Annotated in this window: 9 protein-coding genes; 3 read left to right on the forward strand and 6 right to left on the reverse strand. The window is 73.5% G+C overall.

Going from position 1 to position 14127, the window contains the following annotated elements; translation table 11 throughout:
• Positions 1-53: 53 nt before the first annotated feature.
• Positions 54-3077, reverse strand: coding sequence for a bifunctional [glutamine synthetase] adenylyltransferase/[glutamine synthetase]-adenylyl-L-tyrosine phosphorylase (locus IF01_RS0102650; RefSeq protein WP_051754833.1), 3024 nt, complete (start codon positions 3075-3077; stop codon positions 54-56).
• A 177-nt stretch (positions 3078-3254) separates the two neighbouring features.
• On the opposite strand from IF01_RS0102650, the gene IF01_RS0102655 reads away from it, so the two are divergent.
• Positions 3255-4415 (forward strand): acyltransferase family protein, encoded by a 1161-nt coding sequence (locus tag IF01_RS0102655; protein WP_051754834.1) that lies wholly within the window; start codon positions 3255-3257, stop codon positions 4413-4415.
• Here IF01_RS0102655 and IF01_RS0102660 read toward each other — a convergent pair.
• Positions 4382-5593: a hypothetical protein gene (locus tag IF01_RS0102660; RefSeq protein WP_030391578.1), complete on the reverse strand. Its 1212-nt coding sequence runs from the start codon at positions 5591-5593 to the stop codon at positions 4382-4384. The genes IF01_RS0102655 and IF01_RS0102660 overlap by 34 nt on opposite strands.
• 207 nt (positions 5594-5800) lie before the next feature.
• Positions 5801-7162 (reverse strand): gamma-glutamylpolyamine synthetase GlnA2, encoded by a 1362-nt coding sequence (gene glnA2 / locus IF01_RS0102665; protein WP_030391579.1) that lies wholly within the window; start codon positions 7160-7162, stop codon positions 5801-5803.
• Between the two features lie 152 nt (positions 7163-7314).
• Here glnA2 and IF01_RS0102670 point away from each other — a divergent pair, with 152 nt between their 5' ends.
• Complete coding sequence (locus IF01_RS0102670) at positions 7315-9069, forward strand: NAD+ synthase (protein ID WP_030391580.1); 1755 nt, start codon at positions 7315-7317, stop codon at positions 9067-9069.
• Positions 9070-9108: 39 nt separating this feature from the next.
• Here IF01_RS0102670 and IF01_RS0102675 read toward each other — a convergent pair whose 3' ends face one another.
• The 3 genes from IF01_RS0102675 to IF01_RS0102685 all read right to left on the reverse strand — a co-directional run bounded on the left by IF01_RS0102675 (position 9109) and on the right by IF01_RS0102685 (position 12866).
• Positions 9109-10155, reverse strand: coding sequence for an endonuclease/exonuclease/phosphatase family protein (locus IF01_RS0102675; RefSeq protein WP_030391581.1), 1047 nt, complete (start codon positions 10153-10155; stop codon positions 9109-9111).
• Between the two features lie 296 nt (positions 10156-10451).
• Positions 10452-11093 carry a TetR/AcrR family transcriptional regulator gene (locus tag IF01_RS0102680; protein ID WP_030391582.1) on the reverse strand — a complete coding sequence of 214 codons (642 nt, stop codon included), beginning with the start codon at positions 11091-11093 and terminating at the stop codon, positions 10452-10454.
• 123 nt (positions 11094-11216) lie between these two features.
• Complete coding sequence (locus tag IF01_RS0102685; protein ID WP_051754835.1) at positions 11217-12866, reverse strand: DHA2 family efflux MFS transporter permease subunit; 1650 nt, start codon at positions 12864-12866, stop codon at positions 11217-11219.
• A gap of 264 nt (positions 12867-13130) precedes the next feature.
• On the opposite strand from IF01_RS0102685, the gene panB reads away from it, so the two are divergent.
• Positions 13131-14000, forward strand: coding sequence for a 3-methyl-2-oxobutanoate hydroxymethyltransferase (gene panB, locus IF01_RS0102690; RefSeq protein WP_030391584.1), 870 nt, complete (start codon positions 13131-13133; stop codon positions 13998-14000).
• Positions 14001-14127 lie beyond the last annotated feature (127 nt).

Raw genomic sequence — 14127 nt, forward strand, 5'->3', positions numbered from 1 at the left:
AACGCCGAGAGGGGCCCCGGGCGACCGGGGCCCCTCTCGGCATTCCCCAGGTGTCAGCCGTAGAACAGCCGCTCCACCACCGACCGGGCCCGCCGGGTGGTGCGCCGGTAGTCGTCCACCAGCTCGCCGCTGTGCCCGGCCCCGTACCCCAGGTAGCGGGCCACCCCGGCCAGCTCCCGGGTGTCCGCCGGGAAGGAGTCGCCCGGCCGGCCGCGCACCAGCATCACCGCCGAACGCACCCGGGAGGCCAGCACCCAGGCCGCGTCCAGCACCTCCGCGTCCTCCGCGCCGACCAGCCCGGCCCCGGCCGCCGCCGCCAGCGCCGCCCTGGTCCGGGTGGTGCGCAGCCCCGGCAGCTCGTGCCCGTGCCGCAGCTGGAGCAGCTGCACGGTCCACTCGACGTCCGCCAGCCCGCCCCGGCCGATCTTGGTGTGGGTGGTCGGATCGGCGCCGCGCGGCAGCCGCTCCGCCTCGATCCTGGCCTTGATCCGGCGGATCTCCAGCACGTCCCGCTCGGGCACCCCCTCGCCGGGGAAGCGCAGCGGGTCGATCAGCTGCCGGAACCGCTCCCCCAGCTCCGGGTCCCCGGCCACCGGTTCGGCCCGCAGCAGTGCCTGGCTCTCCCAGGCGTGCGACCAGCGCCGGTAGTACGCCGTGTACGAGGCGAGCGAGCGCACCAGCGGGCCGTTGCGCCCCTCCGGCCGCAGGTCGGCGTCCACCTCCAGCGGCGGCTCGGTGGACGGCGCGGCCAGCAGGGTGCGCAGCTCGTGGCAGACCGCCTGGGCGGCCCGGGCGGCGTCCTCCTCCAGCGAGCCGAGCACCGGCTCGTGGACGAAGAGCACGTCCGCGTCCGAGCCGTAGCCCAGCTCGTGCCCGCCGAACCGGCCCATCGCGATCACCGCGATCCGGGTCGGCAGCTCGCCGTTGCGGGCCTCCCAGCCGGCCACGCAGGCGCGCAGCGCACCCTGCAGGGTGGCCGCGTTGAGCGCGGTGAGCGCCTCGCCGGCCGCGTCCAGCGCCTGCGCCGGGTCCTCGCCGAGCCGCCCCAGCACATCGGCGGCGGCGGTGCGGAACAGCTCCCGGCGGCGCACCGAGCGCACCGCCGCCACCGCGCCGGCCACCGAGTCGGCCCGGCGGACGGCGGCCAGCACCTCCCGCTCCAGCGCGGGCCGCCCGCGCGGCACCAGTCCCTGCGGGTCGCCGAGCATGGCGACCGCCTCCGGCGCCCGCAGCAGCAGGTCGGGGGCGAGCCGCCCGGCCGACAGGACCCGCGCCAGCTGCTCGGCGGCGGCGCTCTCGTCGCGCAGCAGCCGCAGGTACCAGGGGGTGCGGCCGAGCGCGTCCGAGACCTGGCGGAAGTTGAGCAGTCCGGCGTCCGGGTCGGCGGAGTCGGCGAACCAGCCGAGCAGCACCGGCAGCAGGGTGCGCTGGATCGCCGCCTTGCGGCTGACCCCGGCGGCGAGCGCGCTCAGGTGCCGCAGCGCGGCGGCCGGGTCGGCGTAGCCGAGCGCCTCCAGCCGGGCCCGGGCCGCGTCCTGGCGCAGGCCCGCGGCGCCCGGCGGCAGCTCGGCGACGGCGTCCAGCAGCGGCCGGTAGAACAGCTTCTCGTGCAGCCGGCGCACCTCGACGGCGTGCCGCTTCCACTCCCGCTGCAGCGCGGCGACCGGGTCGGCCCTGGTGTCGTCGTTGATCAGCGGCGCCAGCGAGCGGGCCAGCCGGCGCCGGTCCTCGTCCTCGGTCGGCATCAGATGGGTGCGGCGCAGCCGGTGCAGCTGGATCCGGTGCTCCAGCGAGCGCAGGAAGCGATAGGCGGCGTCCAGCGAGGCGGCGTCGGCGCGGCCCACGTACCCGCCCCGGGAGAGCGCGGCCAGCGCCTCCAGGGTGTTGCCGCTGCGCAGCGCCTCGTCGGTGCGGCCGTGCACCAGCTGGAGCAGCTGGACGGAGAACTCGACGTCGCGCAGTCCGCCGGGGCCCAGCTTGAGCTGGCGGTCCAGCTCGGTGGCGGGGATCGAGTCGATCACCCGGCGGCGCATCTGCTGCACGTCGGCGACGAAGTTCTCCCGGGCGGCGGCCTGCCAGACCATCGGCGCCAGCTCGGCCACGTACGCCTCGCCGAGTTCGGCGTCGCCGGCCACCGGGCGGGCCTTGAGCAGCGCCTGGAACTCCCAGGTCTTGGCCCAGCGGCGGTAGTAGGCGACATGGCTGGCCAGGGTGCGGACCAGCGGGCCGTTGCGGCCCTCGGGGCGCAGATTGGCGTCCACCGGCCAGATGGTGCCCTCGCCGGTGGTGTCGGCGCACAGCCGGGTGAGCGCGGCGGCCAGCCGGGTGGCGGCCCTGACCGCCCGGTGCTCCTCGACGCCCTCGCGCGGCTCCGCGACGAAGATGACGTCGACGTCGGAGACGTAGTTGAGTTCGCGGCCGCCGCACTTGCCCATGCCGATGACGGCGAGCCGGCAGTCGGCGGCGGCCTCCGGGTCCTGCGCGGCGGCCAGGTCCAGGGCGGTCTGGAGGGTGGCGCCCGCCAGGTCGGCGAGTTCGGCGGCGGTCTGGGCGAGGTCGGTGGTGCCGGTCAGGTCGCGGGCGGCGACCGCCAGCAGGCAGCGGCGGTAGCCGACCCGCAGCGCGTCGCCCGGGCGGCCGGTGGTGTCGGCGGCGACGGCCTCGGCGAGCGCCCGGCGGAAGTCCGCCGGGCCGGGGTGCATGTCGCGCAGCTCGAAGGTGACCAGGACGTGCCAGTCGTGCGGGTGCCTGGCGAGGTGGTCGGCGAGCGCGGTGGACGCGCCGAGCACCCCGAGCAGCCGGTCGCGCAGCGGCTTGGAGGTGGTCAGGGTGTCGCGCAGGGTGTGCCGGTCGGTCTCCTCGGCGGCCTCCAGCAGCCGGGACAGGCCGAGCAGGGCGAGGTCAGGGTCGGCGGTGGCGGCGAGCGCGTCGAGCAGCACCGGGTCCGCGGCCAGGCCGTCCAGAGCCGGTTCGGCGAGCAGCCGCAGCGCCTTGGCCGGGTCGGTGAACCCGCGCCGCGCCAGTCTGGTCTCCGGTCGGCTCACCCGGCTGCCGGCCCGCTGTTCCTCCACCGCCATCGCCCCTCCGTCCGTCCGCCCCCCGTCCGCCCCAGCAGGCTACGCGTCCCGGGCGCGGCGCGCCCGGGCGTGACCACCGGGCGGACACCGGTGTCACCCGTCCGTGACCCCCTGCCCGCCGCGCTCGTTCACCCGGCGTCCGCTCCCGCTGCCCGTCCCACCCTCCCGGAGGGTCCGATGCCCGGTCGTCTGCCCTCGCTCACCGGGCTGCGCTTCTGGGCCGCGCTGCTGGTGGTGCTCTACCACCTGGCGCGCAAGCTCGGCGAGCTGCCGCTGCTGGGCCCACTGTCCTGGTACGGACGTTCGGGAGTCACCTTCTTCTTCGTCCTCTCCGGTTTCGTCCTCGCCTGGACGTACGAGGGCTCGCCGGCCACTGCCCGGTCCTTCGCCCGGCGCCGGTTCGCCCGGATCTGGCCGCTGCACGCGCTGACCACCGCCCTGTCGCTGGGCGCGAACGCCGCCCTGGGCCTGGCCGTCCCGCTGGCGGCCGTGCTCTGGTCGCTGCCGCTGCTGCACGCCTGGGCGCCGGGGACGGTCTTCGGCGGCAACCCGGCCTCCTGGTCGCTGGGCGCCGAGGCCTGGTTCTACCTGCTGTTCCCGGGCCTGCTGCGGCTGCTGGCCCCGCGCCGGCGGAGCTGGCTGCCGCTGGCGGCGGCCTGCGCCGCGCTCGGCCCGGTGCTGTGGACGGCGGGCGCGCTGCTGCCCGCCGATCCGGCCCTGCGCGGCTGGCTGCTGGACTACCTGCCGCTGACCCGCACCCCGCAGTTCGTGCTCGGGGTGGTCACCGGGCTGGCCGCCCGGCACGGGCTGCTCCCCCGGGTGCGGCTCGGCGCGGCCGCGGCGGCGGTGGCCGGCTGGCACGTCCTGCTGGTGCCCTGGCACGCGGCCGTCCCCGACTCCCTGTGGTGGGGCCCGTACAGCGCCTCGCAGCTGTTCCCGGCCCCGCTGTTCGCGGCGCTGCTGGTGGCCGCCGCGGGGCGGGACGCGGCGGGCACCGCGCCCCGGCTGCTCTCCGGGCGGACGGCGGTGCTCCTCGGCGAGTGGTCCTACGCCTGGTACCTGGTGCACGAGATCGGCATCCGCTGCTGGCTGTGGACGGCCGGCCGACCGACCGGGACGCTCGCGCTGCTGGCCGTCGACCTGCTGCTCGCCGCCGGGACGCTGGCCGTGGCGGGCGCCCTCCACCGGTGGGTGGAGCGCCCCTGCGAGCGGCTGCTGCGCGGGGCGCCCCGGCACACCGGAACGCCGCTGCCGCACCCCCCGGTGCGGGTGGTGCGGCAGCGGCGCCGGTCGGTGGCGGGCGGTCAGCCCTCCAGCGAGCCGTCCAGGTTCACGTAGGCGTAGAAGACACCGAGGTCGTAGCCGTCCTTGTCGGTGTCGAACTTGATGCTGATGTCGGTGTCCCCGTTGCGCAGGAACGGCGAGATGTCCCAGCGGTTGGAGTCGTAGCCGAAGTTGTTGCGGTTGTACGGGTTGCGGACGAACTGGTCCGCCGGGGTCAGCTCCTCGATGGTGGAGTTGAACGCGTCGTTGGAGGCGTGGTTGACGTCCGAGAAGATCGACAGCGGCCCGTTGGTGGACTTCATCGCCAGGGTGTCCCCGGTCCACTTCAGGTCGCCGTCGTAGACGATGAAGCCGAGCTTGCCGGCGACCGGCCCGGTGGCCGGGGTCTGCAGCCCGTCGAGGGTGAACTCGCGGGGCGGGCTGTCCGGCAGCTCCACCTGGAAGCCGTCCCAGATGTGGACGTGGCGCAGCGGCTTGCAGTCGTTCTCGTAGGCCACCACGATCGACCAGCCGCCCCAGCTGTGCGGCTTCACCACCGAGTCCATGTTGGCGGCGGTGTAGGTGCCGTTGCCGGCGTTCTTCACCAGGTCGGTGATGTCGGCGGAGGCCTGGTAGCTGCTCTCCTCGGTGGTGGTGATGTAGCCGATGGACGGCTGGTCGTTGGCGATGTTGCGGTACTGGTTCTCGCCCGGGACCTTCAGGTAGATCTCGTCGATCTGGCTCTCCGGCAGGACGGTGCTGCCGATGCCGCGGGTGCCGCCCCAGTACAGCCGGGCGTACTTGACCTTGGAGCCCTCCAGCAGCCCGAGGTCGGCCGAGCTGGCCGAGTAGATCTCGTCGCCGAGCGGGCCGATGCTGCCCGGATCGATGTTGATGTACTTCATCTGGTAGTTGTTGTTGATCGGCCGGCTGCCCGCGCCGGTCCGGGCGTCCACGCACGGCGGCTGCGCCGGGTCGACCGGCGGCTGGGTCTCGTCGCAGGTCATCAGGGAGTTGCTGATCCGCGTGACGGAGCCGTGGAAGTCGCCCTGGAAGCGCGTCTTGAACGGCAGCGGGTTCGAGACGATGGTGTCGGCACGCTGCTGCGGGCCCTTGGGGCCCGAGCCGCGGGCGTCCGCGATCGGGGCGGTGAGCAGCTGTCCGGCGACTGCGACGACGGCCACACCGGAAATCCCGATCCGACGGGCGAGGGTACGGACGGCGGCGGCGCGGCTGACGGTGGAGGAGGGCATGAGGTCCTCTCAGGGGGGAGGGGATTGATCACGCTTATCGGATCACAACGCAACGTCACAATCTCCTCACGTACCGCCATCAGGGAACGGGCCAACCCAAACGGCGGGCCCGCCGTCATCCATTGGAACGACGGCGGGCCCGGTGGTGCTTGACGTGGCGTCAGCCTCTGCGGCGGGACCCCTGCGGCGGGATCCCCGGGGCGGGACCTACAGCACCTGGAGGTTCTTGCGCAGCTCGAAGGGGGTGACCTCGGAGCGGTACTCCTCCCACTCCTGCTTCTTGTTCCTGAGGAAGAAGTCGAAGACGTGCTCGCCGAGGGTCTCCGCGACCAGCTCGCTGCGCTGCATCAGGTCGATCGCCTCGCCCAAGTTCTGCGGCATCGGCTGGATGCCGAGGGCGCGGCGCTCGGGGTCGGTGAGGGCCCACACGTCGTCGTCGGCGCCCGGCGGGAGCTCGTAGCCCTCCTCGATGCCCTTGAGGCCGGCCGCCAGGGTGACGGCGTAGGCCAGGTAGGGGTTGCAGCCGGTGTCCAGGGAGCGGACCTCGACCCGGGTGGAGCCCTGCTTGCCCGGCTTGTACATCGGGACCCGGATCAGCGCGGAGCGGTTGTTGTGGCCCCAGCAGATGTACGACGGGGCCTCGCCGCCGGCGCCGGCGGTGCGCTGGGAGCCGCCCCAGATCCGCTTGTAGGAGTTCACCCACTGGTTGGTGACGGCGGCGGTCTCGGCGGCGTGGCGGAGCAGGCCGGCGATGAAGGAGCGGCCGACCTTGGAGAGCTGGTACTCGGCGCCCGACTCGTGGAAGGCGTTGCGGTCGCCCTCGAACAGCGAGAGGTGGGTGTGCATGCCCGAGCCGGGGTGGTCGGAGAAGGGCTTGGGCATGAAGCTGGCGTGCACGCCCTGCTCCAGCGCGACCTCCTTCATCACCAGCCGGAAGGTCATGATGTTGTCGGCCGTGGAGAGCGCGTCGGCGTAGCGCAGGTCGATCTCCTGCTGCCCGGGGGCGCCCTCGTGGTGGGAGAACTCCACCGAGATGCCCATCGACTCCAGCATGGTGATCGCCTGGCGGCGGAAGTCGTGGCCCACCCCGCGCGGGGTGTGGTCGAAGTAGCCGGAGTGGTCGGCGGGGATCGGCGCGGTGCCGTCGCCGGGCAGGTTCTTCAGCAGGAAGAACTCGATCTCGGGGTGGGTGTAGAAGGTGAAGCCCTGGGCGGAGGCCTTCTCCAGGGTGCGCTTCAGCACGAACCGCGGGTCGGCGTAGGAGGGCGAGCCGTCCGGCATCAGGATGTCGCAGAACATCCGGGCGGTGCCCGGCGTCTCCGAGCGCCACGGCAGGATCTGGAAGGTGGTCGGGTCCGGCTTCGCGATCATGTCGGACTCGTACACCCGGGCGAATCCCTCGATCGCCGAGCCGTCGAAGCCGATGCCCTCCTCGAACGCCTGCTCCAGCTCGGCCGGCGCCACCGCCACCGACTTCAGGAACCCCAGGACATCGGTGAACCACAGCCGGACGAACCGGATGTCACGCTCTTCGAGCGTCCGAAGCACGAACTCCTGCTGCTTGCCCATGGGGACAGTCTCACCTCTGCTCTTTACGTTCGTGTTACGCCCGGAAACCACCCCGGCAGCGACTGCTCCCCATCATGGCGGATCGCGGCCGCCGGAGGCACTGGCGACCCCGGCCGAGACATAACGTCAGATCGACGATTAGACTCGTCGGTATGCCCAATCTGCGTCTCGCTCTCTGCCAGACCGACCCCTGGGTCGGTGACATCGCGCGCAACGGCGACGAGGTGGTGCACTGGACCAGGCAGGCCGTCGAGGCCGGTGCCCAGCTGGTCGCGTTCCCCGAGATGGCCCTGACCGGCTACCCGGTCGAGGACCTCGCGCTGCGCCGCTCCTTCGTCGAGGCGTCGCGGTCCGGGCTGACCGGGCTGGCCGGGCGGCTCGCCGCGGAGGGGCTGGGCGAGGTGCCCGTGGTGGTGGGCTACCTCGGCCGTTCGGAGCAGGCCTCGCCGCGCTTCGGCCGGCCGGCCGGATCCCCGCAGAACTGCGCCGCGGTGCTGTTCCGCGGCGAGGTCGCCACCCGGTTCGCCAAGCACCACCTACCGAACTACGGCGTGTTCGACGAGTACCGCTGGTTCGTCCCCGGCGACCAGCTGCCGGTGGTGCGGGTGCACGGGGTGGACGTCGCGCTGGCGATCTGCGAGGACATCTGGCAGGACGGCGGCCGGGTGACCGCCGCCCGCGAGGCCGAGGCCGGCCTGCTGCTGGTGATCAACGGCTCGCCGTACGAGCGGAACAAGGACGACGCCCGGCTGGAGCTGGTGCGGCGCCGGGCCGCCGAGGCCAGCTGCACGCTCGCCTACGTGAACATGGTCGGCGGCCAGGACGAGCTGGTCTTCGACGGCGACTCGATCGTGGTCGCCCCGGACGGCGAGGTGCTGGCCCGTTCGCCGCAGTTCGAGGAGCACCTGCTGGTGCTGGACCTCGACCTGCCGGCCGCCAGCAGCGACCACACCGACGGGCTGCTGCTCGCCGACGGCCTGCACCTGGTCCGCGCCGAGCTGGGCGGCGAGCCCGCCGACGCGCCCGCCGAGCGGGTCCGGGCCGAGGTCGCGCCGCGGATCACCGACGAGGCCGAGATCTGGTCCGCGCTGGTCTCCGGCACCCGGGCCTACGTGCACAAGAACGGCTTCCGCTCGGTGCTGATCGGCCTGTCCGGCGGCATCGACTCGGCCGTGGTGGCCGCCCTCGCGGTGGACGCCGTCGGCGCCGGGAACGTCCACTGCGTCTCGATGCCGAGCCGCTACTCCTCGCAGCACTCCCGGGACGACGCGGCCGAGCTGGCCCGCCGCACCGGGCTGCACTTCCGCACGGTGTCGATCGCCCCGATGTTCGACGCCTACGTGGCCGCCACCGAGCTGACCGGACTGGCCGAGGAGAACCTCCAGTCCCGGCTGCGCGGCACCCTGCTGATGGCGATCTCCAACCAGGAGGGGCACCTCGTGCTCGCGCCCGGCAACAAGAGCGAGCTGGCGGTCGGCTACTCGACCCTGTACGGCGACTCGGTCGGCGCCTACGGCCCGATCAAGGACGTCTACAAGTCGCTGGTCTTCCGGCTGGCCCGCTGGCGCAACGAGGAGGCCGAGCGGCTCGGCGAGGTGCCGCCGATCCCGGAGAACACCATCGTCAAGCCGCCGTCCGCCGAGCTGCGGCCGGACCAGAAGGACACCGACTCGCTGCCGGACTACGACCTGCTGGACACCGTCCTCGACCTCTACGTCGAGGGCGACCAGGGCCGGGACGCGATCGTGGCGGCCGGCTTCGACCCGGCCGTGGTGGACCGGGTGGTGCGGCTGGTCGACACCGCCGAGTACAAGCGCCGGCAGTACCCGCCGGGCCCGAAGATCTCGGTCAAGGGCTTCGGCCGGGACCGCCGGCTGCCGATCACCAACCGGTGGCGCCGCGGCTGAGTACGGGCCCGGGCCGAGGCGCCGGGCCCCCTCGGCGGATCACTTGTAGCGATAGGTGGCGGCCACCGCGAGGTGGTCGCTGCCGTCCCGCTCCAGGGTCCGCGAGTCGGTGGGCTCCAGTCCGCCCTTGCTCATGATCTGGTCGATCCGGGCCATCGGGAGGGACGCCGGCCAGCTGAAGCCGAAGCCGTCCCCGGCCGCGCCCTGGGCCGAGCGCATCTGCGAGGTGATCGGCGCCAGGCTGCGGTCGTTCATGGTGCCGTTGAGGTCGCCGAGCAGCAGCACCTTCTTCAGCGGCTCGGCCTCGACGGCGTCGCCGAGCGCCTGCGCGCTGACGTCCCGCTGGTTGACGGTGAAGCCGCCCTCGGCCTTGAGCCGGACCGACGGCAGATGGGCGACGTACACCGCGAGCGGGCCCTTCGGGGTGGTCACCTCGGCCCGGAACGCCCTGGTCCAGCCCATCTTGATGTCCACCACCGAGACGTCGCCGATCGGGTACTTGGACCAGAGCCCTACCGTGCCCTCCACCGCGTGGTACGGGTAGGTCGCGGCCAGCCCGGACTCGTAGGCGCGCAGCGGCCGACCGGCCAGCTCCTGGAGCGCGACGATCTGCGCCCCGGACTTCTCCAGCATCCGGACGGTGCCCTGGGGGTCGGTGTTGGCGGCGGCCACGTTGTGGCTGACCACCGTGAAGTCCCCGGTGCCGCCGCTCTTGTCGGTGAGCAGGCCGCCGAACATGTTGGCCCAGATCACCACCGGCACCAGCAGCGCGAGCAGCGCGGTGGCGGAGCGGCGCAGCAGGGCGGGGACGAGCAGGACCGGCACCGCCAGCCCCAGCCAGGGCAGGAAGGTCTCCAGCAGGCTGCCGAGGTTGCCGACGCTGTTCGGCACCTCGGCGTGGAAGGCCAGCAGGGCGCCGGTGAGCAGGGCCAGTACGGCGAGCGCGAGGCCGCGCCGCCAGGTGTTGCTGCCCCGGGCGTCCCGGCCCCAGTCGCGCACGCCGAGGAACCCGGCCGGGCGTCGGCCGGATCCCGGGTCGCCGGCCGCTGCCGGGGACACCCGGTCCGCCCTGTCCGCCTGCGCCATCCGTGACTCCCGTCGTTCGCGCCGTCTGTCCGTCCGCGAGGCCGCTGCCGCCTGGCGGCGGAGGGCGTGCCGGACCTGTGCCGGTTCGGTCGGATTCCGGCCCAGCCTATGTCGGGACAGACGCCCGGCCGGGCGACCGGGGTTCCGGCGTGGCCCGGTTGGTGAGCCAGGCCACTGCGCGGTCGGCCGGGCCGCGACCGCCTCCCGGCCTGCGGCGATGCCGGAGGCCGGGCCGGGCGGCGGGCGCGGGACGGCCTCGGGACGACTGCGGGACGACTGCGGGAGTGCCCGTCCGGTCAGGTCCGGGCGGACCGGAGGGCGGGGCCCGCGACGCCGTCGAGGAGGGCGTCGACCATCCGCTCGGCGAGCCGCGGGTCGTCGAGGTCGGAGTCGTCCCAGAGCACGCTGCGGGCGAGGATCGGGCCGCTCAGCAGATCGCCGAGCAGTTCCTCGTCGAGGTCGGCGCGCAGCTCGCCGCCGGCGACGCCGCGCCGGATCACCTGGCGGACGGCCTCCCGGCGGGGTGCGATCACCCGTGCGCGGTAGGCGGCGTGCAGCTCGGGCCAGCTGTGCATCTGGCCGAGGGCCGCCTTGAGCACCCAGCGGGAGCGCTTGGCCAGGCCGCGCTGCCGCATGTACTCGATCATCGCGACGAGGTCGCCGCGGATCGACCCGGTGGTCTCGGGGAGCGGCTCCTCCAGTCTGCTGACCATGTCGATCAGCAGGGCCTCCTTGTTGGGCCAGCGCCGGTAGATGGTGGCCTTGCCGACGCCGGCGGAGGTGGCGATGCCCTCGATGGTCAGTTCCGCCAGGCTGGTGCCGGCCGCCATCAGTTCCTCGACGCCGGCGAAGATCGCCTGTTCGGCGGCCTCGCTGCGGGGCCTGCCGCGGCGCGGGCCGGTGCAGGGCGGCGGCGCGGCCGTCGGGTCGGTCTTCATCTCGCATCTCCCGGTTGTGGAGCCCCCGCCCGGAGAGTGGCGGGGGTCGCACGCGCTCGTGGGCCCTGTCACCGGCAGTCCTCCCGGCGGCAGGGCCCCATTCTCGCTCAGCCCGGCCGCCGGTCAGGCGTCCGCGGCCGCCTTCCCGAGGGCCGCGGCCGCCCGCTCGCCGTGCTGTGCCGCGTCCGCCGCCGCACCGGGGCCGGTGGGACCGCCCGCGGGACCGCCGGCCGGCACCTTGCCGGGCAGCAGGAACCAGGCCAGCAGGGCGCCGACCGCGGTGATCCCGGCGGAGAGCCCGGCCACCACGTGCATCGCGTGGATGAAGGAGTCGTTGGCCGGGCCGATCAGTTCCTTGCCCCGCTCGCCGAGCCGCGCGGCGACGGCCATGGTGGCCTCCAGCGACTCGCCCGCCTTCTCCCGCAGTTCCGGGGTGGGCAGCTGGGCGAGCTTGTCGGAGACCCCGTCGCGGTAGACGGTGGAGAGCACGGCGCCGAGCACCGCGACCCCGAGCGAGCCGCCGACCTGGCGGAAGGTGTTGTTGACGGCCGAACCGGCGCCGGCCTTCTCGCGCGGCAGCGAGCCCATGATCGCGACCGTGATCGGCGGCATGACGTGGGCCATGCCGGTGCCCATCAGCAGGCCGAGCACGACCAGCACCCAGATCGGGGTGGTGGCGCCCAGCAGCAGGTAGCCGAGGAAGCCGACCGAGATGAACACCATGCCGGCGGCGGAGGTGGCGCGGACGCCGAAGCGGTCGACCACCAACCGGGCGCGCGGGGCGAAGACCAGCTGGGCGGCGGCCAGCGGCAGCATCAGCACGCCGGCCTCCAGGGCGCTGTAGCCGCGCACGCTCTGGGTGTAGAAGACGCCGAAGAACGAGACGCCCATCAGCGCGAAGAACACCACGCCGATCACCACGACCGAGGCGCTGAACACCTTGTTGCGGAACCAGTTGACGTCCAGCGCGGGGTGCGCGGTGCGGCGCTCGAAGAGCACGAAGGCGGTCAGCGCCACCAGGCCGAGGAGCACCGGCCCCCAGGCCGCGACGGCGGTGAAGTCGGCCAGCTCGCCGCCCTTGATGATGCCGTAGATCAGCGCCACCAGGCCGACGATGGAGAGCAGCACGCCGACCGGGTCCATCCGGCCCGGGTTGGGGTCCTTGGACTCCGGGACGAGCAGGGTCATCGCGATCAGCGCGACGATCACGATCGGCACGTTGACCAGGAAGACCGAGCCCCACCAGAAGTGCTCGATCAGCAGGCCGCCGGTGATCGGGCCGATCGCGATCGCGAGTCCGACCGCGCCGGCCCAGATGCCGATCGCCTTGGGCTGCTCGGCGCGCTCGAAGACGTTCATGATGATGGCGAGCGTGGCCGGCATGGCCAGCGCCCCGCCGACGCCCATCAGGGCGCGGTAGCCGATCAGTTCGCCCGGCGTGGAGGCGAGCGCGGAGAGCAGCGAGGCGAGGCCGAAGACGACCATGCCGGCCAGCAGGGCCCGCTTGCGGCCGAAGCGGTCGCCCAGCAGTCCGGAGGTGAACAGCAGTCCGGCGAAGACCAGGGTGTACGAGTTGATCGACCATTCCAGGTCGCTCTGGCTGGCGCCGATGCCGGTGGGCGCCGGGGAGGCGATGGTCTTCATCGCGACGTTGAGGATCGAGTTGTCGAGGACGACGACGAGCAGGGCGAGCACCAGGGTGCCCAGGATCGCCCAGCGGCGGCGGTGGATGGCTTCCGGCACCCGGGGTGGTGCGGCGGCGGCGGTGGTCATGGCTTCTTCCCGTCCGTGGTACGGCGTGGCACTGGCGGGCACATTCGAGCCGCGGTCGTCTCGTAAACCCCCCGCAGTGAGCGTAGCGCTCATTTCGATACGAGACGACTCCGTTTCGTAAAACCCTGGCAAAGACCCGCGCGCCTCTCCCGCACCCGGCGCGGCCTCGCCCCTTTTGCACCCGCGCCGGGCCGTGCAAGCATGGAGGTGATCCGGGGACGCCGCACGGCGCCACGAGACGACAACCCTTCAGGAGCCTGTTCGATGAACGCTTCTTCGCCTTCGCCTGCCCAGAACCAGGCGTCGACCACCACCCTCTACGGTGGGGTCACCACCCGCCGCGTCACCGTCCGCGACCTCGCCGCAGCCAAGCAGCGCGGCGAGAAGTGGTCGATGCTGACCGCCTACGACGCCCTCACCGCCGGCGTCTTCGACGAGGCCGGGACGCCCGTCCTGCTGGTCGGCGACTCCGCCGGCAACTGCCACCTCGGCTACGAGACCACCGTGCCGGTGACCATGGACCAGATGGTCATGCTGGCCGGCGCCGTCGTCCGGGGCACCAAGCGGGCCATGATCGTCGCCGACCTGCCGTTCGGCTCCTACCAGGAGTCCCCGGCCCAGGCGATGCACAACGCGGTCCGGCTGATGAAGGACGCCGGGGTCGGCGCGGTCAAGCTGGAGGGCGGCGAGCGCAGCGCCCGCTCGATCGAGCTGCTGGTCGAGGCCGGCATCCCGGTGATGGCGCACATCGGCCTCACCCCGCAGTCCGTGCACGCGCTGGGCGGCTACCCCGTCCAGGGCCGCGGCGACGAGGCCGCGCACCAGCTGCTGCGCGACGCCAAGGCGGTGCAGCAGGCCGGCGCCTTCGCGGTCGTCCTGGAGGCGGTGCCCGCCGAGCTGGCCAAGCAGGTCACCGAGCAGCTCACCGTCCCCACCGTCGGCATCGGCGCCGGGGTCGACTGCGACGCCCAGGTGCTGGTCTGGACCGACTTCGCCGGGATGACGGCGGGCCGGGTGCCCAAGTTCGTCAAGCAGTACGCCAACCTGCGGGCCGTCCTCGGCGACGCCGCCCGCGCGTTCGCCGAGGACGTCCGCGGCGACGCCTTCCCCGCCCCGGAGCACACCTTCCACTGACGCGCTCCCCGTCACCGGGACCCGGCCGCGGCCGGGCCGGGCCCCGGTGACAGCCGCCTGACAGCGCGCCGACAGCGGCCCGCCGACAGGCCGCCCGCCCGACACCCGGCTGACAGCGGGCTGACAG

The organism is Kitasatospora purpeofusca, from assembly GCF_000718025.1.
GTDB classification, from domain to species: Bacteria; Actinomycetota; Actinomycetes; order Streptomycetales; family Streptomycetaceae; genus Kitasatospora; species Kitasatospora purpeofusca.